At 59.8% G+C, this 26,152-nt stretch carries 24 protein-coding genes; 15 read left to right on the top strand and 9 right to left on the bottom strand.

Annotation, left to right across the window (positions count from 1 at the left end):
* The first annotated feature begins 10 nt into the window (after nucleotides 1-10).
* The 8 genes from NKI32_RS29130 (at nucleotide 11) to NKI32_RS29095 (ending at nucleotide 9,803) form a co-directional block, all read left to right on the top strand.
* Entirely contained in the window at nucleotides 11-1,162 is a 1,152-nt protein-coding gene (locus NKI32_RS29130; protein WP_023706592.1) for a DegT/DnrJ/EryC1/StrS family aminotransferase, read from the top strand.
* Nucleotides 1,159-1,833, top strand: a complete 675-nt coding sequence (locus NKI32_RS29125) for a sugar transferase (protein ID WP_023681043.1) — start codon at nucleotides 1,159-1,161, stop codon at nucleotides 1,831-1,833. The genes NKI32_RS29130 and NKI32_RS29125 overlap by 4 nt, the downstream gene beginning before the upstream one ends.
* Nucleotides 1,834-1,877: 44 nt before the next feature.
* The gene (locus tag NKI32_RS29120; protein ID WP_023748029.1) at nucleotides 1,878-2,882 is read left to right on the top strand and encodes an SDR family NAD(P)-dependent oxidoreductase; all 1,005 of its coding nucleotides are present in this window, start codon (nucleotides 1,878-1,880) and stop codon (nucleotides 2,880-2,882) included.
* On the top strand, nucleotides 2,879-4,156 hold the full coding sequence (locus NKI32_RS29115) for a hypothetical protein (RefSeq protein WP_023706594.1): 1,278 nt from the start codon (nucleotides 2,879-2,881) through the stop codon (nucleotides 4,154-4,156). Before NKI32_RS29120 ends, NKI32_RS29115 begins: the two co-directional genes overlap by 4 nt.
* Nucleotides 4,143-5,402 (top strand): polysaccharide biosynthesis/export family protein, encoded by a 1,260-nt coding sequence (locus tag NKI32_RS29110; protein ID WP_023706595.1) that lies wholly within the window; start codon nucleotides 4,143-4,145, stop codon nucleotides 5,400-5,402. Before NKI32_RS29115 ends, NKI32_RS29110 begins: the two co-directional genes overlap by 14 nt.
* A 71-nt stretch (nucleotides 5,403-5,473) precedes the next feature.
* Entirely contained in the window at nucleotides 5,474-6,388 is a 915-nt protein-coding gene (locus NKI32_RS29105) for a class I SAM-dependent methyltransferase (protein WP_352626986.1), read from the top strand.
* Between the two features lie 335 nt (nucleotides 6,389-6,723).
* A complete protein-coding gene (locus NKI32_RS29100) occupies nucleotides 6,724-8,436 on the top strand; it encodes a type I secretion system permease/ATPase (RefSeq protein WP_023681048.1) in 1,713 nt (570 codons plus the stop codon).
* A 71-nt stretch (nucleotides 8,437-8,507) separates the two neighbouring features.
* On the top strand, nucleotides 8,508-9,803 hold the full coding sequence (locus NKI32_RS29095) for an HlyD family type I secretion periplasmic adaptor subunit (RefSeq protein WP_352513662.1): 1,296 nt from the start codon (nucleotides 8,508-8,510) through the stop codon (nucleotides 9,801-9,803).
* A gap of 289 nt (nucleotides 9,804-10,092) precedes the next feature.
* Here NKI32_RS29095 and NKI32_RS29090 read toward each other — a convergent pair whose 3' ends face one another.
* Complete coding sequence (locus NKI32_RS29090) at nucleotides 10,093-11,523, bottom strand: coiled-coil domain-containing protein (RefSeq protein WP_352513648.1); 1,431 nt, start codon at nucleotides 11,521-11,523, stop codon at nucleotides 10,093-10,095.
* A 483-nt stretch (nucleotides 11,524-12,006) separates the two neighbouring features.
* On the opposite strand from NKI32_RS29090, the gene NKI32_RS29085 reads away from it, so the two are divergent.
* Together NKI32_RS29085 and NKI32_RS29080 are read left to right on the top strand one after the other, a co-directional pair.
* Nucleotides 12,007-12,324: an aminotransferase class I/II-fold pyridoxal phosphate-dependent enzyme gene (locus NKI32_RS29085; protein WP_352513649.1), complete on the top strand. Its 318-nt coding sequence runs from the start codon at nucleotides 12,007-12,009 to the stop codon at nucleotides 12,322-12,324.
* Nucleotides 12,297-12,533, top strand: a complete 237-nt coding sequence (locus NKI32_RS29080) for an aminotransferase class I/II-fold pyridoxal phosphate-dependent enzyme (protein ID WP_352573806.1) — start codon at nucleotides 12,297-12,299, stop codon at nucleotides 12,531-12,533. Before NKI32_RS29085 ends, NKI32_RS29080 begins: the two co-directional genes overlap by 28 nt.
* A gap of 1,076 nt (nucleotides 12,534-13,609) precedes the next feature.
* Here NKI32_RS29080 and NKI32_RS29075 read toward each other — a convergent pair.
* Nucleotides 13,610-14,122, bottom strand: coding sequence for a response regulator (locus tag NKI32_RS29075; RefSeq protein ID WP_352513650.1), 513 nt, complete (start codon nucleotides 14,120-14,122; stop codon nucleotides 13,610-13,612).
* Nucleotides 14,123-14,301: 179 nt separating this feature from the next.
* Between NKI32_RS29075 and NKI32_RS29070 the strand changes: the two genes are divergently transcribed.
* The 3 genes from NKI32_RS29070 (at nucleotide 14,302) to NKI32_RS29060 (ending at nucleotide 15,103) form a co-directional block, all read left to right on the top strand.
* Nucleotides 14,302-14,529 carry a hypothetical protein gene (locus NKI32_RS29070; RefSeq protein ID WP_353004795.1) on the top strand — a complete coding sequence of 76 codons (228 nt, stop codon included), beginning with the start codon at nucleotides 14,302-14,304 and terminating at the stop codon, nucleotides 14,527-14,529.
* 5 nt (nucleotides 14,530-14,534) lie between these two features.
* Complete coding sequence (locus NKI32_RS29065) at nucleotides 14,535-14,660, top strand: hypothetical protein (protein WP_353004793.1); 126 nt, start codon at nucleotides 14,535-14,537, stop codon at nucleotides 14,658-14,660.
* Between the two features lie 197 nt (nucleotides 14,661-14,857).
* The gene (locus tag NKI32_RS29060) at nucleotides 14,858-15,103 is read left to right on the top strand and encodes a hypothetical protein (protein WP_352513652.1); all 246 of its coding nucleotides are present in this window, start codon (nucleotides 14,858-14,860) and stop codon (nucleotides 15,101-15,103) included.
* A gap of 2,163 nt (nucleotides 15,104-17,266) precedes the next feature.
* Here the strand turns inward: NKI32_RS29060 and NKI32_RS29055 are convergent.
* Nucleotides 17,267-17,527: an SOS response-associated peptidase family protein gene (locus NKI32_RS29055; protein ID WP_352573804.1), complete on the bottom strand. Its 261-nt coding sequence runs from the start codon at nucleotides 17,525-17,527 to the stop codon at nucleotides 17,267-17,269.
* A 97-nt stretch (nucleotides 17,528-17,624) separates the two neighbouring features.
* Between NKI32_RS29055 and NKI32_RS29050 the strand changes: the two genes are divergently transcribed.
* Together NKI32_RS29050 and NKI32_RS29045 are read left to right on the top strand one after the other, a co-directional pair.
* Nucleotides 17,625-17,846 carry a hypothetical protein gene (locus NKI32_RS29050; protein WP_353004790.1) on the top strand — a complete coding sequence of 74 codons (222 nt, stop codon included), beginning with the start codon at nucleotides 17,625-17,627 and terminating at the stop codon, nucleotides 17,844-17,846.
* Nucleotides 17,847-18,517: 671 nt separating this feature from the next.
* Entirely contained in the window at nucleotides 18,518-18,928 is a 411-nt protein-coding gene (locus NKI32_RS29045) for a hypothetical protein (protein ID WP_352513654.1), read from the top strand.
* Nucleotides 18,929-19,247: 319 nt separating this feature from the next.
* Here the strand turns inward: NKI32_RS29045 and NKI32_RS29040 are convergent, their stop codons facing one another.
* The 6 genes from NKI32_RS29040 to NKI32_RS29015 all read right to left on the bottom strand — a co-directional run.
* A complete protein-coding gene (locus NKI32_RS29040) occupies nucleotides 19,248-20,000 on the bottom strand; it encodes a GGDEF domain-containing protein (protein WP_352513655.1) in 753 nt (250 codons plus the stop codon).
* Nucleotides 20,001-20,165: 165 nt separating this feature from the next.
* Nucleotides 20,166-20,873 carry a thermonuclease family protein gene (locus NKI32_RS29035; RefSeq protein WP_352513656.1) on the bottom strand — a complete coding sequence of 236 codons (708 nt, stop codon included), beginning with the start codon at nucleotides 20,871-20,873 and terminating at the stop codon, nucleotides 20,166-20,168.
* Between the two features lie 13 nt (nucleotides 20,874-20,886).
* Nucleotides 20,887-22,086 carry a type 1 periplasmic-binding domain-containing protein gene (locus tag NKI32_RS29030; protein WP_352626993.1) on the bottom strand — a complete coding sequence of 400 codons (1,200 nt, stop codon included), beginning with the start codon at nucleotides 22,084-22,086 and terminating at the stop codon, nucleotides 20,887-20,889.
* Between the two features lie 98 nt (nucleotides 22,087-22,184).
* Nucleotides 22,185-22,895, bottom strand: coding sequence for a lytic transglycosylase domain-containing protein (locus NKI32_RS29025; RefSeq protein WP_352513658.1), 711 nt, complete (start codon nucleotides 22,893-22,895; stop codon nucleotides 22,185-22,187).
* A gap of 81 nt (nucleotides 22,896-22,976) precedes the next feature.
* Nucleotides 22,977-23,345, bottom strand: coding sequence for a hypothetical protein (locus NKI32_RS29020; RefSeq protein WP_352513659.1), 369 nt, complete (start codon nucleotides 23,343-23,345; stop codon nucleotides 22,977-22,979).
* 72 nt (nucleotides 23,346-23,417) lie between these two features.
* Nucleotides 23,418-26,152, bottom strand: a 2,735-nt coding sequence (locus tag NKI32_RS29015) for a beta strand repeat-containing protein (protein WP_353004785.1), incomplete at its 5' end; no start/stop codon positions are given.

The raw sequence follows: 26,152 nt of genomic DNA, 5'->3' as shown, positions 1-26,152 counted from the left end.
GGAGGTCAAGATGCTCTTGGTGAGCGCCCCGATCCTAGGCGTGCCAGAGAAGGCAGCCCTGTCGCAGGTGATTGATAGCGGCTGGCTTACGATGGGGGACAGGGTACGAGAGTTCGAACAGGCCTTTGCCAGCATGCATGGCGCGCGAGATTGCGTTGCGGTTGGTTCCTGCACCGCAGCGCTCCATCTTCTCCTCCATGCTTTGGGCATCGGCCCTGGCGACGAAGTACTGGTTCCTTCGCTGACGTTCGTGGCGACGGCGAATGCGGTGCTGTATGTAGGGGCGACGCCGGTCTTCGTCGATATCGAGTCCGTCGACGTGCCGTTGATCTCGGTTGCGGAAGCCGAAGCGCGGTGCACGACGCGCACGAAAGCGGTCATTCTCGTTCACTTCGCCGGGTATCTCCCCGATCGGGAACAATGGCAGCGGTTCGCCCGGCTTCGCGGGCTGCATATCATCGAGGACGCTGCGCACGCGCCCGGGCTTAGGGAAGTCGGGACCTTCGGCGCCGCGGCCGCGTTCAGCTTCTATGGCAACAAGAACATGACAACGGCCGAAGGGGGCGCCGTGATTGCACGTGACCCCGATCTGCTCGACAGGGTTCGCCTGGCCCGCGGGCACGGAATGACCACGGGGACGCATCAGCGGCTGAACAGTCGTACGCCGCAATATGATGTCACGATGCTCGGGTTCAACTACCGAATGGACGAGATGCGAGCGGCAATAGGGCTGGTTCAGTTGCAGAACCTGCAAGAGTGGAACGAAATCAGGCGTATCATAGCTGTCTTGTACCGACGCCTGATCGCGGACCGTTGCCCAGCCATTGTCATTCCATTTAGCGAACCCCGGACGTCGGCTTACCACATCATGCCGATCGTCCTGCCGCGCTACGCGAGCCGGCAGGATGTCATCGACGAGCTGCGGACACAGGGCATACAGACCACCATCCACTACCCGCCGGTGCACCAAATGACGTTCTACCGCGAGCGCTTTCCCGGCGTGAGTTTGCCCCGAACAGAGGATTTCGCTGAGCGAGAGCTCACAATTCCGCTGCACCCCCAGATCACTTCCGCCGCCGCCGAATCAGTCGTGGCTGCCCTGGCAGCCGCGCTCAAAACAGGCGCGCTCAAAGCAGGCGCCCAAAGAGGAACTGCTGCATGAATGCGTTAGACCCTGCCTTTCACCGGATGTTCGTTCCAAATCCTGATCACGGCTTTGCGAGACGCGCAATCGATCTTGCGGTGGCGGGCATCGCTACCGTCGCATTGGCGCCATTGATGCTGCTGATCGCCGGAGCGCTTCTGCTCGAGGGCGGTGGCTCGATCTTGTTCGCTCAGACCCGCATCGGGGCCGGCGGCCGAACCTTCCGCATGTACAAATTTCGCAAATTCGGTGTGAACTGCGGCTCTCAAGGCCTTGCGCTGACGGTCGTGGGCGATACACGCATGACCACCGTTGGCCGCTTTCTCGCAGCGACGAAGCTGGACGAACTACCGCAGCTGTGGAATGTCCTCAAAGGCGAAATGGCGATCGTCGGCCCACGGCCCGAGAGCCTGGCTTTCGCCGATTGTTTCCGGGGCGAGCTTAGGGCCGTGCTGCAATACAAGCCGGGCCTGCTGGGACCAGCCCAGGTCGTTTTTCGGCACGAAGCGCATTACTTCCCCCAATCCGTAGATCCGATCGTGTTCTACCGGGAGGTCATGTTCCCCGCCAAGGCAACACTGGACCTCTCATATTATCCGCGACGCACCATCGTCTCCGACCTCGCGTGGATGGTGCGGGGAGTGCTGGCAGTGGTCGGTTGGGTTCCGGTACCGCCGATCGACGTTTGAATATCCAAGGGAAGCGTTCCAAACAGCCAAGGGAATGCGCAGTGATGAGCTACAATGGAAAGAAAGTCCTGGTGACCGGCGCGGACGGATTCATCGGTTCGCATGTCACGGAGGCGCTTGTTCGCAACGGGGCAGATGTCACAGCCCTTGCCCTTTACAATTCCTTCGACAGCCATGGATGGCTAGACGATCTGCCGGACACCATCCGCAGCCAGTTGAGGCTCGTCCGTGGTGACGTCCGCGACAGTGCGTTCCTTAACCGGATCATGCGCGGCCAAGTCGCGGTTTTTCATCTGGCGGCGCTTATTGCGATTCCATATTCCTACGCCGCTGCCCAGTCCTATGTGGAAACCAACATCCTAGGCACGGTGAACGTCCTCGAAGCGGCGCGCCTATGGGAGACGGAGCGGGTGATCCATACCTCCACGAGCGAGGTCTACGGAACTGCCCAAACCATGCCGATCGGCGAAACACACCCCCTGCAGGGACAGTCACCATATTCGGCATCCAAAATCGGCGCCGACATGATGGCGGAGTCTTACGCCAGGTCGTTCGATGTCCCTGTGGTGATCATGCGACCCTTCAACACGTACGGCCCGCGCCAGAGTGAACGCGCCATCGTGCCGACCATTATCCGGCAGGTCCTCGACCCGAAATGTCCTGCAATCATGGTAGGGGATACCAGCCCGATCCGCGACCTGACCTATGTCGAAGACACCGCGACAGCGTTCCTGACCGCAGGTCTCGCCCAGCTCGAGTTCGGCCACGCCTACAACGCTGGCAGCCAACGCGCTGCGACCGTCTCGGACGTATTGGCCATTGTTCTTGAGTTGACCGATTGCAAAAAGCCGGTCCGTCGTGATGAAAGCCGCCTGAGGCCGCAAAATTCCGAAGTTCGCGCCTTGCTCGCCGACTCCTCGCGCTTTGAACGTGAGACTGGATGGCGGACACAGACCAGCCTGCGCGATGGGCTGGAGCGAACAATCACGTGGTGGCGCGAGCGCCTTAGTGAAGGCCGGGTACGGCGCGAAGTGGGTTACATGACATGACCCTGGGCGGCCGTCATGCGTTGGCGCTGTTGCTGGCTGCCGGTGCCATATCTCCCAACATCTACGTTGCCGGCGGCCGTCAAAGCAAGGCAGCGGAGGTGGCGGCCACAGCGGTCGTGAACAACCTGCCAGGCTATGTGCGCCAAACAAGGGATCCTTGGTCTGGCATGGTTTTCGCACGGATCACCAGACCGGGCGTTCTCGGCCGGGCGGGTGTATGCGGGAAGAAGTACTGCACCCACCGTTACTCAAGCGCACAGGCTTGGAATGCCGACCAGAGCCTGCTCCTGATCGCCAATGGCTGCGGTGGCCTGTGCTTTCTCGACGGACAAACCTACTTGCCTTTGTTCCACCGCAACCGCGCGACCGAATGCGAATGGCATCCCACTGATCCCGAGTTGATGATCTGCGTCGGGGGCCGGCAGATTGCGACATGGGCCCCACGTACCGATCATGAGGACGTCGTGTTCGCCTCCGGAGCGTACTCCAACCTCAAATTTGGACCCAACAAAGGCAATCCGAGCCGCGACGGCAGCCGGATTGCGGTGCGTGCAACGAACAATGACGGCCGAGCGGTGGTTTTTGGCTACGATCTCAAGCAACGGCGGAAATTCCCGGATATCGATCTTGCCGAATTCCCGGGAACGACCGGCTCCTGCTCGATCTCACCACTCGGAATCAACATAGTGTGTTCCCAGCAATTACCGGACGGAATCGAAGCGAGTTTCGTCTTCTCCATCGACGGCATATTGCGCCAGAAGTGGATGGAGCACCATCGACCGGGCCATGGCGACATGACGGTCGATTCCGACGGAAGCGAAATCTATGTCGGGATCAGCAAATCGGATCCTGACAAATATCAGGTGATCAAGCGCCGCTTGGCTGATGGCAAGGCTACCTCGCTGATGAAATATGGCGAGGCCATGCATGCGTCACTCAGGTCGCTCGGCAGGCCCGGCTGGGTGTTTCTGAGTTATGGCGGCACGCCAGCCGAACTATCGCAGCACCCGGATTGGGCGCCTTACGCTCAGCAAGTCATTGCTCTGCGTCTAGACGGCAGTGGAGAGGTCCGCCGTGTCGCAGACACGCACAACGCGCCCTTCGACTACTGGAGCGAGACGCATGCCTCTCCCTCTCCGGACGGCTCCCAGGTGGTCTGGTCCAGCAACTGGGGCGTGCCCGGTGGCCCGGTATACGATTTCGTTAGTCGTGTTGAATGGCCTTTGAAGCCGGTGTTTGACCGGAAGGAGATTGTCGCAAATGACCTTCAGTAGACGATACGTTCTTGGCGCAGTCGTGATGATGTCGCTAACCTCGATGGCTTGCGCAGGCGAGGTCGAGCCCTATCAACTCTCACCTGGCGATACGGTCGAGATAGGAATAGCGCCGATCCCTGATCGGACGCAGCGCGCCGTAGTCCAGATGGATGGCAATATCGCCCTTCCGGAGGCTGGAATGATCATGGTCGCAGGCCTGACGGCGTCCCAACTGCAAAGGCGCATGCAAGAGGTCTTGCCAAGCAAGATTTTTCACGTGCGTCTGACTGATGGACGGGAGCAGACAGTTACTGTCGAGCCCGACGATGTCACAGCGATCATAGCGGACTATCGCCCGATCTATGTAACGGGCGATGTGCTCACCCCGGGACAACAGGCCTACCGTCCGCTCATGACTGTACGGCAGGCGCTGGCCGTTTCCGGCGGCTTCAGTCTTTTGCGATCACGGGCAGGCCAGGCCGGGCCTGATCCGGTTGATCTCAAGCGCGACTACGAAATGCTCTGGGGAGATTACACGAAAGAATACCTTCACGCCGCCCGCATTCGCGCCGAGCTTCAGGGCCAGGCGGATTTCGACAAGAAGACACCACAGGGATCACCTCTTTCGCCGAGCGTTGTAGCCGCGATGGCACAGGCTGAAGCAGAGGCGCTGAAGGTTGCGCTGAGTGATTTCCGGCAAGAGCAGGATTTTCTGGAGAAGGGCCGGACGGACGCTGCCGAGCAAATTGGCGTTTTGCAGAAACGCGAACGAGTCGAGGGCGAGAGCGTGAAGGCGGATGAGCAAGATTTGGCGCGAGTGACGAAGGCATTCGATGCAGGCAATCTGACCAACACCCGGCTCGCGGATGTCAGGCGCGCGTTGCTTTTATCTTCAAGCGGCGCGCTTCAAACCTCGGTCGAACTGATGAGGGCGCGGCGCCAGCAGGAGGACTTTGTCAGACAGCACGAACGCAACGACAATCAAAGGAGGATTGGCCTACTGACGGATCTGAAGGACACCAACGCCCGGCTGGCGGATGTCACCGCCAGGCTCCATGCCGCCAGCGAGAAGCTGCAGCCGACCGGAGCATCCACACAGCCATTGCCGATTGCCGGCGAAACGGTACGGGCCCAGGTGACCATCGTACGCAAGATCGGCAATGAATGGCGCAAGCTGTTGGTTGACGAAGATGCGATTGTGCTGCCGGGGGATACTGTCGAAGCCAGATTCAGCAGTGAACTGCAAAGTGTGGCAGTCCAATAGGGCGTCAGCTGCAGTCCGTGCGGAGCTTACTGTTCTATCGGGGGGCGAACCCAACTGAACGGAGATCCAAGGTGAGGCGCATTTTCAACCAGGGAGCGACCCTGACACCCTCAACGAACGCGGATCAGGTGACGCAGTCGTCAAGTTATGCTTTCCATATGCCGTCAGCGCGAATTGTGCGGTCCAGGTCGCGCGCCGGTGAGTCCGGAAATTGGCAGGAATTTACGTCTAGCAAGGAGAGCAATGCGCAGGGCGGCTTCGTGTCGGACGGCTACAGGACCAGCCATTGCGCGCCCGGCTACGGCCAACATTACAACAAAACACACAGGTCCGGCTATTATGGCGCGCTTTGGGAGAACATCGAAAAGCCGCTGATCCTCGACGTTCTTCGCCCCTTGAGCGGAGCTAGCCGAAACTGCCTCGATTTCGCATGCGGAACAGGCCGCATCGCCGAGGTAGCCGCCGGCCTCTTCAGCGAGGTGGTTGGCGCCGACGTTTCCAGAACGATGCTCGACAGCGCGCAAGTACCGCCCAATGTGAGTTTGCGTCACGTCGACCTGACAAGGGAGCAGCTCGGTATGACGTTCGATGTGGTAACGGCATTTCGTTTTTTCCTGAACGCAGAGGATGAACTGAAATGGCATGCACTGAAGGCGATCAATGAGCACCTGAAAGATGGCGGGCGGCTTGTGTGCAACGTTCACATGAATGCGACGTCGCCCGTCGGCCTGGCGTGCCGGCTGCTCAATCGGGTGTCTGGACGCACCATTCGCAACACGCTGAGCGCAGCGAGGTTCAAGGCCCTCCTGACTGCCTCGGGATTCACCGTCGATCAGACGATACCGTACGGTTTTCTGCCTCGGCCGGGAAACCTGTTGCCAGGGTTCTGTGAAATGATGATGCAGCCTGTCGAGAAGGCCTGCAGAAGGCTTTGCGTTCCTGGCCAGCTGGCGCAACACTTCCTGGTTATTGCGAGGAAGCGCTAAAGCGCGAAAATGCCCCGAAAAAAAGGGCAGGGGGCGGTTTTCTTGGGCCGCTCCGCCGCATGAAGCCCCGCCCAAATACGGTGGAACGGCAGTTTTCCCCCGATTTAACATGTGGGTTCCGGGTTTCTCGGGTCAGCGCCACGATTTTGCTACATTTTGACTAAAGTCCAAGCATGTTAGTGGGGCGTAATATTAGAAGGCTAAGGGGATACGCTCCTGAACAGCAAGAGATTGTCCGTGCCCAGTGGGGCCAGTGAGCTTGCGCAACGATCTCTCACGGGAGGTCGAAACCCATGAACCCTGGTGGAAGGAGTTCGTCGGATCTGCGAGGCGCAATGCTTGGGACCGTGCCTGGCCTGGTAGGCGTCGGCGTCTTCTCGGCAGTCATAAACCTTCTCGCCCTGACCGGCTCGGTCTATATGCTGCAAATTTACGATCGCGTTTTACCTTCGCAGAGCGTTCCGACGCTTGTCGGGTTCACGATCGGAATGCTGGGTCTTTACGCTGTCTACGGGCTGCTGGATTTCGTGCGGCTGCGCCTGCTGGTTCGAGTGGGCAATCGTGTCCATAGGAATTTGAAGCAGAGGGTGTTCGGCCTCTCACTGTCCTTGCCGCTCATTGGCGGGCAGGATGCGAACCGGATACAGCCCCTCCGTGATCTCGATCAGTTACGCGGCTTCCTTTCCGGAATGGGGCCGACTGTCATCTTCGACGCTCCGTGGATTCCATTTTACCTGCTGATCATCTATTTCCTGCATCCTGCGCTCGGTCTGTTGTCCACAAGCGGTGCGATCATTGTCGTGCTGCTCACGGTCATGGCGGAAGTTCTTGGCCGCACATCGGTGACACGCGCGTCCGAGACGCTGGTGTCGCAACGCAATCTCGCCGAATCCGGACGCCGCAACGCGGAAGTCGTACGCGCGATGGGCCTTTCCGCACGGCTTGCCCACCGCTGGGGCGAGATCAATAACGCATATCTGCGGCACCAAGAGAGGCTTTCCGACGTCGTCGGCGCGACCGGGGCACTCTCTAGGGCACTGCGTTTGGCCTTGCAGTCCTGCGTTCTTGGACTGGGTGCCTACCTGGTGATAGGAGGCGAAGCCTCGCCAGGCGTGATCATCGCATCCTCCATCTTGCTGGGCCGCTCATTGGCTCCTGTTGACGCCGCTATCGCGAACTGGCGAGGCTTCGCCGCGTTCCGGCAAAGCTATTCGCAACTGGCAACGGCCCTGGCCGCTTTTCCTGACCGGGACGAACATATGGAACTTCCGCGCCCCCAAGCGGAGCTTGCGGTCGAGGACCTGACTATAGCGCCACCGGGCCAGCAAAAACCGACGGTAGCCAATGTCAGCTTCCGCCTGGCTGCAGGGACGGGAATGGCCGTTGTCGGCCCGAGCGGTTCTGGCAAAAGCACGCTTGTGCGCGCGCTGGTGGGCGTCTGGCAGCCACTTCGCGGCACGGTGAGGCTGGACGACGCCTCGCTTGACCAATGGGACCAAGAACACCTTGGCGCACATATTGGCTACCTGCCCCAGGACGTCGAACTGTTTGATGGAACGGTTGCCGATAACATTTCGCGATTTGGCGGGAAGGGCGACGCCAAGGGCGTGCTTGCAGCTGCCAAGGCAGCGGGCGTCGACAAAATGATCCTGCGATTGCCGAACGGTTTTCAAACACGCATGGGCGAGGGAGGAACAGCCTTGTCGGCTGGACAGCGGCAACTCGTCGGGCTTGCCAGGGCACTTTACGGCGATCCGTTTCTCGTCGTTCTGGACGAGCCGAATTCAAATCTGGACGTCGATGGCGATACCGCCTTGGCCGGCGCGATCCTGGCAGTGCGCAGACGTGGAGGCATCGTCATCGTAGTTGCGCACCGTCCTTCTGCCCTTACCAACATCGACAGGGTACTCGTAATGTCCAATGGGATGCTTCACGCCTTCGGCTCACGCGAGGAGGTCCTGGCCAACGTCATCCGCCCCTTTGCTGCGCCTGTTGAACGCCCGGCAGCGGCCGTCGCGATGCACAAAGGGGTGAGCGGTCACGCATGAGGAATATTTTTTTGTCTGAGGCGACGATGGCTCCATCGGCCCCGATCGGCAATGGGAGCCGGCGCAACGCGATGATTTCGGGCACGCGCGATGGAATCGGGGCCAACCTGATCCTGGGTGCGGCGGTCACGTTTATGTTGCTTGCCGGCGGCGGGCTCTGGCTCGGACTGACCAAGATTGCTGGCGCGGTAATTGCGCCGGCGACCGTGGTGATCGAGAGCAACATAAAGAAGGTCCAGCATCTGACGGGCGGCACGATAGGGGGCATCTTCGCGCAAGATGGGGATCATGTACGGGCCGGCGATGTGATGGCACGATTGGACGACACGCTGACACGGGCCAATCTGCAGATAATTAGCAAGGATCTTGATCGGGCAACGGTTCGGCTTGTGCGGCTGGAGGCAGAGCGGCAAGGCCTGTCGGAGATGCAGCTTCCGTTCAGCCTTCAAGCGCGAATGGGCGAGCCGGAGCTGGCTGCGCTGGTGAACGGTGAGCGCACGCTGTTCGACAGCCGCGCTACGGCCCTCAAGGGGCAGAAGGCACAGTTGCAAAGCCGCTCAAAGCAACTCGAACGCCAAGTTGAGGGCCTCAAGGCGCAACAGACCGCGGAAGAACAATCCGTGGTCCTGCTGGATGGCGATCTTGTCGATGTACAGGCGCTTTTTACAAAGAAACTGGTGTCCAAAGAGCGACTTAGCAACATCAGACTGGATGCCACCCGGGCGCACGGAGAATCAGGGCGCCTCGCGGCGGCAGTTGCCGAGGCGCAGGCCCGGATCAGCGAGACCGAATTGCAGATTCTTCAGCTCGATGAACAAAGGCGTAGTGACGTGACGAGCGAACTTCGTGAAACGGAAGCCAAGCAAACCGAACTCAGCGAGCGCAAGGTTGTGGCACAGGACGAACTGGCCAAAACCACCATCCGCGCTCCGCAATCGGGAACGGTACAGGAATCTTCCATTCACACGATCGGCGGCGTGATTGCCGCGGGCGAGGTTCTCATGATGATTGTCCCTGACACCGGCAACCTTGTCGTCGACGCGCTGATTGCGCCGTCGCGCATAGATGACGTTCGTCCAGGTCAGCGGGTCTCGATCCGGTTTCCGGCATTCGACGCCGGCACTACGCCTGCCTGCCAAGGGTCTGTCAAGCGCATCTCGGCGGACCTGATAAAAGATCAACAGCGCCAGCTTTCTTATTTCTCGGCGCGCATCAATGTCGAAGACAAGTCCACCTGTCTGACCGATGCCAAAGTGCTCAAACCCGGTATGCCAGCGGAGGTTCACATAAGTACGGACGAACACAGCGTCTGGTCTTATCTGCTGAAGCCGCTTACCGACCAGATGTCGAGGGCTTTCCGGGAATGACATGGCGGCTGTGAGCGGTCGACCGCGGGAACACGGCAGGCGTGCTTGCTGACATATTAGGGTAGGCGACGTGATGCCACAGGGGTGACGCCTGCGGCCGACGCGCGAGGCTCGTCTGGGACATTGTCCCGGCTACAAGGATGCCCCAACAGGATTTTCCTGGCCGCCTCACCAAGTCCTGCCCCAACAACAGCGTTAGTGTCCTGTCATCTTTTGCGCAACAAACAGCGCATACCGTTCCACGATCATCGACATGGGCAATTGCCTCACGAGGAGAGGTTCTTTACTCCTACGACGCGGCGAGGGCCCTGCGGCGGACACGGCGTGCGGCATGCACCGTTCGGTCTGCAGTCACCGCTACATTTGCCACGTCAGATGTATGCGGCAAGGCGTTCGCGCTTCCATGCGACCTCTTGTAGGGCAGCAATTCCCTGACCCGAGCATTGACCGAGGCAATCTCGACCCGCAAGTCCTCGCATTCCTGCCGTCTCACATCGAGTTCAATCTGATCGGACGCCTGCTGCATGGACAGCTGTGCAAAATCTGCGGCGATCTTGGAAAGGTTCACCTTGTTGGTTTCGGCCTCCTCGGTGAGTGCGGCCAACCTTTCGTCGGTCACCTGTTTTTCGGCCAGGGCGTCGCTCCATTGTAGCTGGAGCCTGGCGATCTCGGCCGCGGCCTCGTTGTTTGCGTTTGAGGCGAGTTCGAAGCGCGCTTGGAGACTTTGAATTTCTGAGCGCAATCCTCGGTTCTCAGCCTGGCAGCGTTTAAGCTCGCCATCCATGTCCGCCTGCATAATCCTGGCTGCTTCGGTCACCTCCCATAGCTTCGCCTGCGCAACCTCGAGTGAGGTGTGCAATTTGATTGCCTCTTTTTCGCTCTTGCCGAGCGCACTCAGCATTTCGGAATTTCGCGCAGCTTCGTTGGCATGGATCGTGGAGAAGGCATCCAGCCTATGCCGTGCCTCTTCCTCCCGCTTCATGGCCTTTTCCAGGTCAATAGACAGGCTCACATTCTTTTCACGCAGCTGTTTGTTCTCTCGGGAGCGCCTGTCGGCCTCGACATTTGCGGCGGCAAGCATGTTCGTGAGGTCGCCAAATTCCGCTTCGTTCTTTGTGGTGGTGTTCGCCGCTTCGACCAGCTCCAGCCTTGCCGCGGCCAACGCGCCACGGAGCACTTCACACTCCTGAACAAGGCTTGCCTGGCGCTGCTGCAATGTCTCGACGGTGCCTTGACGCTCACAGTACCGTCTGTTCAGGTCATTGAGTGTTTCCGACAAGTTCCTTTGATCTGCGATCAGATTTTGATTCGCCAACTCCAGTTCGTTGGCACGGAGAATGTCCGCGTGAAGGATGTGAAAAAACTCGAACGTCAGTTGACATGTGCTTGTAATTTCGGAGATTTTTGCGTTGATCTCCTCGAAATGGAGCTTGGCATCGTGGAACAAGCCGTTAAACGAGCTCACGGCAGCAATTCGGCTCTGCGTATGTGAGGTCATCCGATGCGCTGGTATCGGCGAGCTATCATCGTCGTCGCCGGCACCGTCCTCGCTTGGTACGCTGTCATCCTGTTCGTTGTTTTCGCCTGCCATGTTTGGCACGTCGGCGACATCCTCCAAATCGAGGCACTGGTCGACAGCGTTAGCCAAGTCAGCTTCGAGATCGTCAAACGACCTCTCCACATTGTCCTCGGCGCGTCTGATCAAATCCCTGAACTTCATGACTTCATCCCCTGCAGCCGCATGCCCGGAACCATTGAGGCACGAGGACTGAGATGCTTTTGTATCGAGAGCTCAACTCAGCGTCTTCGTTCAATCAAACGATGCCAGGGCGCCGGCGCCGCGAGGAGCCGAGAGCTGCGATCGGAAGGCCCTACATCGGTCTAGGTGCCTGCTGACTTATTCTTGAGGACTGCGCGGCTCCCCTTCTTGCCATCGTCTTGGCGTCAATGGTGTGTTGCCTGGGCACATTAACAACTCAGGTGCAGAAGCCCCGACGAACGGCCCGGCACAGCCTCTTGTGGGGCGCATCAGGCGGCCGGGCCTAACCGGCGGTTGAGTGTTTTTGGTTTGCCGGCTGACTCACCATGCGACATTGGCGAGGCAAGCGCATCATTCGAACGAATTGGGGACCGGCCGCCTGGCCGCTCAATCACACTAAGCTTCCGTTGCCGGAGCTGGCGACGAGGTGCTTTGCCTTGAGCCTTGGTATCTACATACGAAGCGGCAATACGCGCCGATGGAGCAGTGGTCCGACCCGTCAAACTATCGCTGCAAAATGCGCGGCGGAAGGCATCCGAGGATATTCTCCGTTCAGCGGTAGGAGATCGAACGCGGGCGATCTTGCTGAACTCCCCAAACAATCCCGGCGGATATGTGTTCGGCAAGGAGGATCTGGAAACCATTGCCACATTTGCCGAGCGGCACAATCTATGGATCATCAGCGATGAGGTTTACCGCAGCACAGTGTTCGACGGCGAGTTCCTCTCAATAGCATTCAGTCCCGGAATGAGAGGACGATAATTGTGAACAGCCTGTCGAAGTCTCATGCAATGACCGGCTGGAGGCTAGGGTGGACGCTTGGGCCGGTCTCGGCATCAGTTCATCTGGAAAATCTTGCGCAATGCATGCTCTTCGGGTCGCCGACCTGTATTCAGGATGCCGCAGCGGTGACTCTCGATGAGGCGGTGACGCAGAGATGCGTTTCTTTTCGGACGCCCTTCTGCCGTTGATATTGACCATTGCTGTGCGGATGTTCGCCGGGATATGCGTGAACCTTATCGTCCGCTGCGGCGCTCAATTTGCTTGGGGTTCTTGGAACCGTTCCGAACTTTCTCCTTGCGCCTCCGATCGAGTTGCGCGTGCTCATGCGGGGCGCTGAGGTGTCTCGATCCGCAGTGGCGCGGCACTATGCGACGAAGCCTATCAGCTCAGTTGAAATTTGTCCCCAGCGGACGGGAACGACGCTTGGCCATGTTAGTTGATGTGAATGGAGCAGCTAAGAAAAGATCTGGCATTGCTTACGCGACCCGGCTTCTGGATAGCTTTCGGCATTTTGTTGCTGCTTTACGGGATTCAGGTCTTTTTTCTAATTCGGGCATGCCAATGCCTTTAGCCTGGAACATCGATACCCTAGCTAGCTGAAACGCGGTCTGTCCATCTCCCGGCGGCTGCGCCGATAGCGTTGATCAACGACATATTCATTTATAAGCCTGCTACTGCCGGGGATGCCGAGGTTGGCAGCGCCTGCATCGTTGATTACGCACGTGGCGCTCCCCTCAAGGTAGGTGGTTACCATTCTCGCGCAGCCGGTGAGCATTGGAGCCCGCACTGTGTTGGACGTGCGCTCATGCGTCGGGAATTTCTTATAGACAGGGGAGGGTCTGTCAGGCTGGAAAATCACAAGCTGCCCCGCGAATGAGGAAGCAAAAAAGGTGCAAGACCAGATCGATTTCTTCCAGGCAACTCGGTCCTCGCATCATCGCCGATCAGCGGCCGTACCGTCGAGAACCAAAATGCGCACGATCTCAGCCGGTCGGCCTCGCCAAAACATGCGGACTTCCGGGCGGGGACAGTCGGTGCCGCGTCCCGTCCTGTGGCCGGCGCTATGCTGACGCTCCTACGGTATCCCGTTCACCGCCCGCGGCAGGAGGGCGAATTTCCTCCGTCCTGCGCGCGACAACCGTCCACTGTTGCGGCCGCACGCAGGACTGCGGCTTATACGCCGTTCTTCCTTTGAGCGGCGTCCAGTTCGCAGGGCTAAATCACCATTGGTATGCAGACGAGCCTCTCGGCGTCTGGACAGAGATCAATTGCGCTTTGCACCAGGGTTCCTGGATCGTAAGCTCCAAACACGCTGCAGTCGCCTGATATGGTCCACTACGTTGGCCGGCTCATACGGCTTCGCAAGGTGCGGGCCTTCCTGACAAAGGTCGCCCGCCGCGATCGCAGTTCGTTCTACTGCGGCAGAAAGCACTATTTTGACCTCGGGCTTGTTCTCGCGAACCCACTTCGACAGTTGGAACCCGTTCATGTTGCCCGGCAGGTCAACGTCACACAAGACGGTGTCCACACCGAACTCCGCATAGTTCAACGCTTGTTGCGCCTCACGTGCGAAATGGGCCTCAATCACCCTGTAGCCACAGTGGCGGAGATAGTCCGCGATGACGCATCGGGCGATGACGTCGCCGTCAACCACGAGGATCGTTTGGCTCTGTTGGTTCGGGGCTTCCATTGACGGAGAACGGTCAGCAACCGGCAGGGTTCCACGCATCATGAGCTGCGCGGGATGCCGACCGAAGATCGCGGCGAGATCCTGCACGAAATGATCCCTGCCGGCGGGCGCATTCAATTCAGCGGAGCGATGCCGCACTGGTGACGCCGTTTGCCACCTGGTCGACGAGACGGGCTAGAAGGCATGGTCTCGAAGCTCAAGGGCAGTCCATATCGCAGCGGCAAACGAGCGCTTGGCGCAAGATCAAGTGCTTTGAGGAAAAGGAAATGCAAATCATCGGTGCACAGCGCGAGCGCGGCAAAGCTACCCAGGTGATCATGGCTGAAAAGGGCCTCTACAAAGGTGGCGCACTCGTCAACTTCAATGCCGCTGAGCGGCAAGCGCTTTGGGATCGTGTCCGAGTGGCTGAAGCCCGGACTGGTTGGCTGGGTCGAGACCCTCAAAGGCGAAGAGAAGCTGCGGCACGCAAGGCTGCTGGATTTCCGGGAGGATGATGCAAATGGCCATGCCTAAGAAAGATCAGGAACGCGCCACCTACGCCTGGATGTACGGCGCCCAAGCGCGCAAGGATGGCAAGGAGCGTGAGGTGCCAGCTTACTGGCAGGAACATGCTGCAGGGCTTTGACGGTGTGGCGATGGACGGTTTTGGCAAGACCAAAACCGTCAACGACGAGATGGAGGCCGAGGTCGACGAAGCCGCCGTCGAGCGCCCCGACGAATAGCCATTTGGCGTATGAATCTGTACGGTCGTTTTTGATTGAAGAAAGGGTTTCGGCGGGCCTATAAAGATTGCGTTTACCATTGCCTTTTTGGGAGGATGCGATGGTTGCAACGCCCATAGATATCGCTCAAGCGGCCACTGCGACTACGGCTACCTTGCTGAAGTGGCAGAAGTCCATGGAGGAACGCGCCACGTTTCGCCAGAACATGGATCAATCGCGCAGGGCGATCCAAGCCTCACGCGAACTACTGAAGCGCCTTCGCGAACGTCATCGCGACGAGATGTCGGAAAGTTCGGAAAATGCCGACCCGTCTACTGCGCCGATATCGCAACGCGCCGGCAGCTAGCGGGAGGCGACCAGAGCCGATGTGATGGGGAAAGTTTCAGTGGGCTGTTCCTGGGGTCGGCAACGAAGTTTAAGCCTTGTCAACCAGCGACTTTTTTCGCCCGCGTGGAAGTGCCACATGTCTTTCGACAAGGCGCACGTGCTCGGCCTCGACAGTCACCAATGGCCGGAGGCTGACGGTTACCTTGTCCCCCGTCGATGCGTGTGACAGGGCCGATCAATTCCATATGCTGGCCAATTACAGCCTTCGAAGTCGAATCGACAACAGAATGCGGGAAGTCGTAGGAGGGGATCGTCACGCTTATGCGATCGGGCGTCACCCGGCCGCGCACAATCGCCGTGACTGCGACCTCGTCGCCAACTTTGATACTTCCCCGAGCCATGCCCAAGACTTTGGAGCAGCCGGCACCGGCGTCAAGATGAGGGGGAGCTAATAAAACCCCTCTGCGCCGCGATTGTGACGCGGGGCGATCCGATCGCCGCCAGCGACTTAGCAGACCAATTGATGACAGCGGCCGAGAAGCCTGGCATCCCTGCCGACCAAATCAACGGCGAAATCGAAAGCGTCTTCGAACTGCTCTTAGAGGTGATGCGGCGCGAGAGTTGCGCGAGGAGAACCAGCCCGGAGGCTTCTCCGGGGCTGTGCCGGTCCTGTCCCGTTCCAGCGGATGAACTGCGCCTGCTGGCAGGTGACCGTCTCAATCGACTTCAACAGGGGTCCATGGGCCTCAGGTAGAGCTTGGCAGCGCTCCCTGTGGTACGCCAGGAACGGCCCGGCGATGCTCTTGTGCAGCGCTTCGGCTGCCGCCAGGAAGCGCTTCGATTTCAGCCCGGGAAAGCTGTTCGGAAGGTTTGTTCTGGCCATTGGCGCTCTCCATTGAGGGCGTCGCCGCAACGAGGACCATAATCCTACATGCCAGGCCGTCTGATAAGCGCCTCGCCGGCCTTACCCGAAGGAAGACGCAGGGCCACGGCGCCAAGCGGAGCCATCAGAAGCAACCCGCAAAGATGAGCAACGGCAGGCCCGGCGACCTCCTTTGGCACATGGGACAAACAAGAAGGGCGCCGAGCCTTACCGGCGCTGCTTTGTGAGGGAGACGACGCCGGATGATGAGAGTATGCGATCATGCTAATGTCTGCGAACCATGCGAATGAAGGAAAGCCGCGTGGCAGTGCCAATCAACGACGTTGAGACCAAGGTCGGCGGGTGCGATCAGGTTCGGACCATGATGACGGGCTGGTGGGCCTGCACATGGTGGTGGCTACCGCGCTACCGCCTTGCTTTGCGCCAGCCTGCGGCCCATGCCTAGCCTCGCTGCACAACCAGCGCTCGCTGTACTGAAACTGATCGTCGTCTCGCAGTAATGCTCCTGCCCTGGAACGTGATAAATCGCTCGTCGGTACTGGTGGAAATGTTGCCCTTGATATCGCAGCTCCCCGCGCCGGCCGTGCGGGTGCCACTCAGCCAGCCAGCTGGGATGAGCCCGACGAGCTTGTCGAGAGCTTGGGTTCACTTTGAAAACCGGTCAGGGAACCATCACCAGCGCCGGCAGATATTGCCGTCGCCACATCCACCGCCCCTTTGCGTTCTTGCGCCAGCGGTCGGCCTGATCCGCACCTTGATGACGCTGGACTTTGCCCACGCCCTCTCCCCCGAGTGCAGAATGCTTCCAAAGCGGTAGCGAGTCCAGACCGAAACATTAGCGCCGACTAACGGTTATTTCGGCAGTGATTGGTAGTGATTGGTAGAGCGTTGGTGGCGTTTCATCTTGTCTATTTTCCGGCCTGACGGCAGACCAGCTGCTAGGCAGAGCGCCGTTTCTATGATAGTGTGTTTGCTGCTTTATCACGCTCTAGCTACGGACCCTTAACTGATGGTCCACTACCCGGCAATCGAAGGTCGCGCGACGTTCCCGACTTTTTCAGCATGATGAGAAGGGCCTCTAGGATTTGTTGTGCGCCCGTAGCCAGTGCCCATGCATTCGCGACGATCTCTTGCTCACGCTCTGTCATCCCGCCCTCCTAAAATATGTGGTCGGAGCTGCTTTAGAAAGCTTCGCCCCAGCAGGGGCGTGCTTGACGATTTCGGCGAACAGAAAAAGTCGCCGGCTCCGCCCGACCAGGCCGGGATGGTCGTTGGGAAATTTGTTGACGGCGCTCGTGTTCACCTCACGTCCAACGCGGTTGAACTGCAGCTGACCGTCGATGTCGTGGCTGAGAATGTCCTTGAGGCTGGTCCTTTGGTCCCCGGGTCCAGCCAGGCGTCATAGTATGCCTGGTAGAGAATGACAGGCTGTTGATCATGCAACTGCTTCATCGGTTCTGCGGCAGGCTCTGTGATGATGGTGCAGCTGGTTATGTCGAGATTGGAATTGTAAGCCCAAAGCCCGGCGAACGAGAAAGGCGCGTGGCCGGGCTGGGGCAAAGCGCGCAGCGAAGGGAGAGGCAATGAGCGCGTTCGCTATTGTTCTCCCTGAGCAGCACGTTCACGCGGCGGGTGCTCGGCCGGCAATCTAGGGAGCATGGCAGTTGCCGGCGCGGTTGATGTCGTCGACAATATCGTGCCATTCTACACCGATGCCTCGATGAAGACACTGAAGTCCATGCCCGAGTTCAAGGCGGTCTTCATGGCCAAGCCTAAGGCCATGCGCGAAATGATCATGCGCGAATGCAATGACGCGGCAATGAGCAAGCCCTACGCCGAGTTCTGCGCCGACGTGAATTCCCTCTGCGGAATGCAGTAGGTCATTCACGGCCGCGCAGTTCGACGACGATGGTGGGCAAATTGCCCTCATCACAATGACTGTCAGCTTCCGCCGGCAACAGCGTAATGCCAGCGGTGACCGACGCCGGCCCAGAGACTCCCCGGGCCGCTCCTCGCCAGCCTCCAGGCGAGCAGGCCGGCATCGGTCAGTAAGGTCCCGTCGGTGTGCAATATATCGTTGACGCCACGAATTGCGGACGTTCGAAACCGGTCATTGGCCATTTCGTGTGACCAAATTCCGCGACTGTTTACTTGCGATCACAAGGCCCCGCAACCTGGAGGTTCCGAAGCGCCATACTGGAGTACCATTGGGGTGGTCACGCGATTTGAACCCGACAACGGTGCTTGAACCAGACCAGGTTAAACGTCCGTTATCGTTTTGCGCCAGAAGCGGCCAGTCAACTTCCGGCCAAACGCGGCCGCGCTCATACTACCATGGTCAAATGCAGCTCGCATGGAACTAGTTGTCTTCTTGGTCCTTTGGTTCGCCAGACCATACGAGATAATACGAGAGAAACGGCTTGGCGAACCATCCACTAACGTACTGATTTCCTGTAGAAAACGCTGACCCTCCGGGCCTGCAAACTTACTACATCAATGGACTACGCTTAATTCTCAAAGTTTGAATGACCGGAAGCTGCAGACGGACAATTGGTCACCCTTCTCTACGAGCAATCCGGCCTGCTCGGAGTGTCAGGGATATCCGGTGATATGCGGACGCTAATCGACTCCGATGATCCTCTTGCCGCCGAAGCAGTCGATCTCTTCGTCTATCGTATCGCACGCGAGATCGGGTCGCTGGCCGCTGCGATAGGCGGACTGGACACGCTGGTGTTCAAGGCAGGCATAGGCCAAAACGCGCCATATATTCGAGAGAGGGCCGGGGCTGTGGCCGGCTGGCTTGCGGTTAATATCGACCACAAGCTGAATGGACGAGGCGACGAGGTCATCAGCCTTGCTGGTTCCGACGTCGACGTGCTTGTGATCCCCACGGATGAAGAGAGAGCCGTGGGGATCCAGCTGCTATCTGTGCGCCCTCAAGCTTTGTCGCTCGTGCCCTGAGCGCCGAACCTGATGCTACTCGCGCGGCGGGTGTCTCGACCTGTCAGGAGTTCGGCGGCAGGAGCATGGTCCCATAGCCGGCCATCAAGGCGATCAAGGTTGCTGCAACCAGCGGCAACCAGAACTTGATCGGTCCGGCAATACTGCCAGCGATGCGCGGCCGATGCCATCAGCACCGTCAGGAGCCAGACCTCCCACGGGTTGAAACCGCCCCATGGGTCAATCGTCCGGTTTGGCAACAAGGGCAAGATGATCGCTGTCGCAGCCGTGCGGCAAGACATATTTGCGGCGGTGTTCCTCCGGCAACGAGTCGTCTCAGCTAGTTGTGGAGGTGCGACAGTTGAAGTCCAGGCTGGTGCTCCACGCCGGATAACAGCGATTCCGCCGATCGGAACATGTCCTCGAATTCCAACTCGTTTTCAAACACCACGCCGCCGACGCTGATGGTCAGCGTGTCCGCGGTTCCTTTTGGCGCGAAATAGGCTTGGGCCACGCGCGCCCGGATACGCTCGCCGATCTCCCTGGCGTCGTCTTCTGTCGCACCGGGCAGAAAGACCCCGAACATGGAGGTTCCGATCCGGCCCACCAGATCTTCCTTGCGTACCGATGACTGGATGGTCGAGGCTATGAGCCGCAAGGCTTCGTCACCCCAGCCAAGGCCGAAGCGCAGATTGATGGACCTGATGTGTTCGGGATGAATGACCAGGAAGGCGCCAGATCTTGGACCAGACGATTTTGGCCTGGTTGCTCTCCTTTCGACCATCGAAGTGAAGACCGTCCGGTTGAGGCAGCCTGTCAGGCTGTCAAAGGTCGCCGACTTGTTGAGTTCTCTTCGATAACGGACGAGCTCGGTCCGCTGCAGGCCAATGAACAGCAAAAGCGGGCCACCGACCATGACCGGCAACAGGATCGCTGTGACCATGCTGCGGCCAAACGGCGTCAAGACTTCCGAAAACAGAAGCAGATAGTTGAGGCCAACCGAGAGGAGCAGAATTCCCGCCGATCCCAGGGCAGTCAGCCATGCGATATCTTTCCATTGCCGGGGCGAGCTATTCGCCATTGGTGTCATCATTAGCCAATCTCCCGCCTGATCGGCTGTCATAAGGCCAAGGTGCTGCACTTTCAGTTTCGAGGAAACATACAATTTTAGTAATGGCGCAATCACCTACCATCGGCCCGAAATCAGGCCTTCAAAAGCAAGGCTACGGCGGTAAAAGGGACGACACCGAATTATCGGCTATTGCGGCGGGCCGAATATCCCCATCTGCGCGTCTCTGGCCACTGCCTCCGCCTTGCCGTAGATGCCACTCGCCAGGGCCGTCGCCCAGCCATTGGAAACAAGCCAGGCGCCGACATCCTGCTTGCCCAAGCTGCACGGTGCCGCAATGGCAAAACGATCGATTTCCGGCGGCACGACGCATTTCAGCGCCCGGCCGCGCAGCCAGGAATTGAACGTCGCGCGCGCACGCTGGCCGCAAGGCCAGGCGATGCCACGAAACGAACAGGTCTCATCCAGGTCAATGCCTTGGATCCCGCTGATGGCTACCTTGCGCCCCATCGATTCGAAGGTTGCCGACGAGGTGGCAACCGGTTGGTACAGCAGGACCTCTTTCCAATCCTTTGGCATCCGCATCCCTGCAGGCGAAGCCAGACCAAGGTCGCTGAGCGGCGGGCGCGGCTCGACCCGTTCGATTTGCGCCGGATCAAGCTGTGGCGGCGCGATAAGGTCCTGAGCAATCTTGCGTGCCCGTCCTCGCCATGGCGTATTGGCGGCGCTCGGAGGTGGTCGCATTGCCTGGCTATGATCGATGGATTGACGTGGCGCCGGCCGATTGTTCGGAAGCAGATCTGCGGCCCGGATGATCAACAAGACCCCGGCCAGGAGGAGCAGGCTTCCGAGCGCTATCAAGCGATTGTGCCTCAGCCAGCCCATCAACTCAAGCAAGGTTCCTTGCCCCTCAATACCCCGATGTCGATTTGGCGACCAGCTTGAGTGCACCTTTTTGAACCTGATAGAAGGGCATGGATCGCTCACTGGAGCCATCCGCCCGAAACCGGAACAGGCCGGTCGATCCGCGAAATCCGCTCCGATTTTCGAGCACCTGCTTGCTGAAGCCGTCAGGCCCGGCCGAACTTGCAATTCCTGCTGTCAGGGCGACCATATCATAGGCGTAGGCGACATTGGCGTCGGCTGGATAATTGTAGGTCGTCTTGAAGCGGTCGGCGATCGGGCCGGTTTCCGTTGGGTCGAGCGTGGCGATGTAGGAGCCTTCAAACAGCGGCTCCATCGGATGTTCCAGCCAGCGGTTGGTTCCAACGACGGCAATTGCTTTTCCAGGAATGCCTTTCGTTTTGAGCGCCGCAAGGATCGGCGCCGGATTGTCGTCGCCACTGGCGATGATGATGGCATCGGGAGCCTCGACCAGCGAGCCCACATCATTGACCACTTTGGTGCCGCCATCGCCGGCCCGATACGGAACGGTGACGGCGAGCGTCGCGCCATAGATGCTGAGACTGTTGGCGACCCGCTTTTCAACCACGCTGGCATTCGCGCCCGCCGCAACGAGCAACACGAACTTCTTGCTGCCTTTGGCCGCCAGGCCGGCTGCGCCCGCGGCCGCGCTGTCGGCCTCGTTGAGGCGCACCGCATAGACGCCCGGGCCGCCAGCGAAATTGTCGGCCAACGCCAGCACCGGCGGTCGCTTCGATCCCGACAGCTTGGCTATGTGCTGCGCGGCCGCGAGTTCGACCGGGCCGATGACGATCTTGGTTCCAGTGGTGATCGCCTTCACAGCCAATTCGCTGGCGTGCGCGCTGTCGCCCTTGGTGTCCTCGACCGTAATCGTGAGCAGGACATTTCCAAGGTCGGCCATCGCCAGCTTGGTCGCATCGAGCATCTTCCTGCCGTTTTCGCCGGCGTTGCCCGGGGCCGACAAAGGCAGCAGCATCGTGACCTTCGTCGATCCCGTGCCGAGCGATTGCGTCGCCTGGGCGGGACCGGCAACAGCGCCGGCGGCCGGCGCTCCGGGTGCGGCGATCGCCGCCGGATCGAGCGCGTCCGAGACGCTGCCTTTCGACTGGCAGCCCGACACCATGCCCGCGAACGCAAAGACGATCGCCCACGTCCACGAACCGTGTCGCTGCCGGCCAGAATCCATGATGCCTCCCTCATATCCCGCCGGGTATTTGTCCCGGTCTCATCCGTTCATCTTACGGCAGACTTGCCTCGCCTTCTTTGCAATTGCTGGATTATGGCTCAGCCGTCGAAAAGTCTTGCCCGGAGCGCCTTGATCATTCTCGCTTGCCCGGCGCTTCGATAGTCCGCGCATTTCATGTATCGCGGGCCCGGCACGAACAGTCGGCGCACACAAATCCGCCTCGCCGGGGCAGGGGCACCATCGTCTCCTGCTGTCGGGAATGCGGAGAATCCGAACGTCGCCACCGGCAATGGCCCGGCCACCGCAAAACCTTCTCTCGCCAGGATTGCACGCGCACGCCGGCAGTAGCGGACCGAAAGTTCGGAGAACCGGGTTTCACCGTGCCCGGCACGATACTTCATGACGGTGGTGCAGAGATCGCCTGCGGCAAGGCTGTTTGCCTGCGCCAGATATCTGACGCCGAGCGCGATGTTGGTCGCCGGCGCGCCAAGCTCGTCGAGCGAGCCACGAAAGCCCAGCATTCGGGCCGTCGCGGGCATTACCTGCATCAACCCGACCTCACCATTGGCGCCGTGCACATCGGGATCGAACCCGCTTTCGATCTCCATCACCGCGTGCGCCAGCACCGGTTCCAAGCCGTAGAGCGATGCCTGGCATGTCGCAAACGCCTTGAATGTCGCGCGAGTCCATTCGGAGGCGGCGTCGCAGCGAACCGGCCGCCTCAAGCCGAACGGTGCTGGTCTCTCCAGGCTAGGTCGTTCCAGCCAGTTGGCGCGGGCTTGCGTGGCAAGCTGGCCAAAACCGGTCAATGCGATCGCTCCGGCGATCGCCCTCGTCAATCGTCCGCCGACCATCGGGTCAGCCAACCGGCACTGCCGGATCCCTTCCGGTCAGTTCATGTACTCGACCATGCGGTCGTGGAAGCATTCGCACTTGTTGAGGGTGTCTTCGTCCTTGTAGTTCGTCTTGAGGTAGCCATAGGCCATGCCGCAGGCGACCTTGGCTTCCGACGCCCAGATGAAGGCGGGGCGCGAAGAATTGATCCATTCCGAGCTGTTGGCGACGGCCACGGACTCGTCCATCAGCTTCACCACCTCGGACTTTAGATCGACGATGTTGTCGGTCAGGACCAGGTTCGATGTGCCGACGGTCCGGCAATAGTCGGCCACCGGCCCTTCGATGATGTCGGCGGCGAAGCCAGTCGATCCAGCCAACAGCAGCGCCGCGGCCGAAGCCAGCAATCTTGCACAACGCTTCATTTAAGTCCCTCTCCAAACTGCGGTTTTATGTTTCGCTAATATGTAGCATGAGAGTACGGCCACGCATAAGTGCTAAATCGTGGCCGTGTGCTGTTGATGTTGTGTGTCGTCGTAGAGGATGTTGATCGTGCCGGTGGCAGGCGCATTCTGCAGAACGGCGACATCCACGAAGTTGGCCGCGTTGCCCGAGCCGCTGGTATCGACGCTCACGGTGCTGGTCGCGGTGTCGTAATGCACATAGTCGGCCATGTTGCCGGCCGGCGCCTTGTCGAACAACGCGCTCAAGTCGATCTTGTCCCCTTCACCGGCATGGTAGTCGGCGATCAGATCCTTGATGTTTAGATTGTCGATCTTGAACGTGTCGGCTCCCGAAGTGCCGGCGATGGCGGCCGTGCTTCCGGAGCTAGCGTTATCGTAGTTGCCGAAGCCGATGTCGCCGACCGCGGCTATCTGACCGTCGGCGGTCGTGAAGGTGGCTTCGCCATAGGTCAAGACCGAGCCGTCCGCCGAAACCGAGTGCTGATTGTTGCTATCGAGGCCGATCTCGACGATACCCAAGGCGGCCAGAGATTTGAACTCGCCCGAATCCGACACGCCGTTGCCGTTGGCATCTTGCCAGACACCAAATTGCGCAAAGTCGTGGTCGGCGGCAGTCAGCTTGCCATCATGATTTGTGTCATAGAGCTGCTCGAGCGCGGCAAGGTCGGTCGCAGCGCCGGCGGCATGTTGGGTGAACACGATCTCCGAACCGTTGTTCACCTTGCCGTCGCCATTGAGATCGATCGCCAGGATACCGTCATGCGTATCGACCCAGGCGGTTTTCGAAGCGACGCCATCGCCGTTGTAGTCGAACGAAACGGTGGAGTGCGTCAGATCGGTGGTGTGGATTCCATCATGGTTGAGGTCGAGTACGACCGGAGCGGCAATGGCAAAAGGTATCAGTCCGGCCGCCACGTGGACAGTGAAATTCGCCGTCGTTGTTGTGTCCCCGTCGCCATCCGTGAGTTGCAACGCGACCGGAATTGTATGGTCGACCGTGGTGCTCGTGACCCCGACATCCGTCAGGTTCAGCTTGGTCTTGCCCGACGACTCATAGGCGTCGACCCATGCGATCTGCGTTCCGGCAGGCGATGTGATCGTCAGCAACGTCGCACCGACCGCCGGAGTGAAGGAAGCCGTGGTTCCGTTGGTGTAGTGGGCGACGAACTCGATCTTGTCGCCGGCGGTAACCGCATCGAACGAAAACTTGGCATAGCTAACAGTCGCGAGGGTGATGGCCGGAGCCGTATAGCCGCCCGGGCCGTCATAGTCGTCCGGCGTCCCGAAATCGAAACGCATGAACTCGCCTCCGTCGAAATTGTTGTTGCCGAGGCCCCAACCTGCTGACGAACCGTTGACGTTGCTTGTTTGTGTCAACGATGGCATGCCGCCGGCCAGCCATGCCGTCTCGTGTGGTGAGGTGAAGGAGCCGCCGGCATCCGTTGGCGCCCATCCGGTCACCATCACGACATTCTGACCGCCCGCCGTCACCACGATGGAATTGCTGGGGCCGGAGCCGAAGGCGCCGCTCGATGCAACGGAGACATTACTGACAGTGCCGTCCAAAGGTGCCAAAAGGTCGAACGTGTACTGCCCCGACGTACCGGCATTCGGAGTGACGGTGATGGTAAAGACCGCCGTGTCGCCTGCATCATGGCTTCCGTTGTTGTTGTTGTCGGCATAGGCGGTCAACACGCTGCCGGACTGCTCCGTGATGAGGTTGTGGCCGGCCGAAGTGATGCCTGTTGTGTTGGCAGTGATCGTCATGGTGGCCCCGGCGCCGTCGGCGCCGGCGACGAAGTGGAGTGTTCCAACGGCCGGCGTTTGCGACGTATCGGTGCTTGCCTGCTGGCTTTGCACGGTTCCCAATGTCGGCACGTCATCGACGATGTTGACGGACAGCGTGCCTGTGGCGTTCTGGCCGTCCTGGTCGGTGAGCGAGACGGCAAGGTTCTCGAACAGGCTGTTGGTGGAGGCGCCGGTAGCATGGGCCTCGTTGTCGAGCAGCGTGTAGGTATAGCTGACGGTGCCAGTTGCGGGATTGTAGCCGGTCACGTTCAGCGTATTGCCGAGCGCGGTGGTGAAGGAGCTGGCGGTGAACACGCCGTTGGTGATGAAGGCATGGCCGTCGATGGTCAGCGAGGCGATGCCGTCGGGCGAGGAGATGGTGAAGGTGCCGCCCTGGGTGGTGCTTTCCTTCGAGGTGTCGGAGCCGGCCGATTCGCCAACGCCGCGGCTGGCCAGGAGGTCATCCTCGTTGACGGTGACGTCGCCGCCGTTGGCGGCCGGCGTCAGGTCGGTGATCACCGGCGGCGAGTTGCCGATCGAGATGGTCAGCGTGGTGTGCGAGGTGTCGCCGTCGCCGTCCTTGATGGTGTAGGTGAAGACGTCGTCATGGCCACCGGCGGAGCCGGCATCGCGGGTATAGGTGTAGGTGCCGTCGGCGGCCAGCGTCAGCTTGCCGTAGAGACCCTGGATCTGCACGCCGAGTGTTGCGGTATTGTCGAGGGCGGCATTGGTGTCGCCGGCGACGACGCCGACCACGGCAGCGCCGTCGGCGCCCTTGGTATCGGCAACCCCGTCGGTCGTGTTGCCGTCGAGGGCATCGGTTCCGCCAACCAGCACATTGCCGGTGGCCGGGCCGAACAGGCCGGCCCCGATGCTGTCGATGTCGGCAACCGCGGTCGGCACGTCATCGACGATGTTGACGGACAGCGTGCCTGTGGCGTTCTGGCCGTCCTGGTCGGTGAGCGAGACGGCAAGGTTCT

The sequence above is a fragment of the Mesorhizobium sp. M0761 genome, from assembly GCF_040320205.1.
In the GTDB taxonomy this organism is placed as follows: domain Bacteria; phylum Pseudomonadota; class Alphaproteobacteria; order Rhizobiales; family Rhizobiaceae; genus Mesorhizobium.
Note: the sequence above shows the minus strand (reverse complement) of the source record. Positions and strands in the feature narration are given on the sequence as shown.

Bases quoted from the DNA above. Each gene is read 5' to 3' on its own strand.
- NKI32_RS29130 (WP_023706592.1), top strand. From the start codon at position 11: ATGCTCTTGGTGAGCGCCCCGATCCTAGGCGTGCCAGAGAAGGCAGCC.
- NKI32_RS29125 (WP_023681043.1), top strand. From the start codon at position 1,159: ATGAATGCGTTAGACCCTGCCTTTCACCGGATGTTCGTTCCAAATCCT.
- NKI32_RS29120 (WP_023748029.1), top strand. From the start codon at position 1,878: ATGAGCTACAATGGAAAGAAAGTCCTGGTGACCGGCGCGGACGGATTC.
- NKI32_RS29115 (WP_023706594.1), top strand. From the start codon at position 2,879: ATGACCCTGGGCGGCCGTCATGCGTTGGCGCTGTTGCTGGCTGCCGGT.
- NKI32_RS29110 (WP_023706595.1), top strand. From the start codon at position 4,143: ATGACCTTCAGTAGACGATACGTTCTTGGCGCAGTCGTGATGATGTCG.
- NKI32_RS29100 (WP_023681048.1), top strand. From the start codon at position 6,724: ATGCTTGGGACCGTGCCTGGCCTGGTAGGCGTCGGCGTCTTCTCGGCA.
- NKI32_RS29095 (WP_352513662.1), top strand. From the start codon at position 8,508: ATGATTTCGGGCACGCGCGATGGAATCGGGGCCAACCTGATCCTGGGT.
- NKI32_RS29090 (WP_352513648.1), bottom strand. From the start codon at position 11,523: ATGAAGTTCAGGGATTTGATCAGACGCGCCGAGGACAATGTGGAGAGG.
- NKI32_RS29070 (WP_353004795.1), top strand. From the start codon at position 14,302: ATGCAAATCATCGGTGCACAGCGCGAGCGCGGCAAAGCTACCCAGGTG.
- NKI32_RS29065 (WP_353004793.1), top strand. From the start codon at position 14,535: ATGGCCATGCCTAAGAAAGATCAGGAACGCGCCACCTACGCCTGGATG.
- NKI32_RS29060 (WP_352513652.1), top strand. From the start codon at position 14,858: ATGGTTGCAACGCCCATAGATATCGCTCAAGCGGCCACTGCGACTACG.
- NKI32_RS29050 (WP_353004790.1), top strand. From the start codon at position 17,625: ATGGCAGTTGCCGGCGCGGTTGATGTCGTCGACAATATCGTGCCATTC.
- NKI32_RS29040 (WP_352513655.1), bottom strand. From the start codon at position 20,000: ATGATGACACCAATGGCGAATAGCTCGCCCCGGCAATGGAAAGATATC.
- NKI32_RS29030 (WP_352626993.1), bottom strand. From the start codon at position 22,086: ATGGATTCTGGCCGGCAGCGACACGGTTCGTGGACGTGGGCGATCGTC.
- NKI32_RS29020 (WP_352513659.1), bottom strand. From the start codon at position 23,345: ATGAAGCGTTGTGCAAGATTGCTGGCTTCGGCCGCGGCGCTGCTGTTG.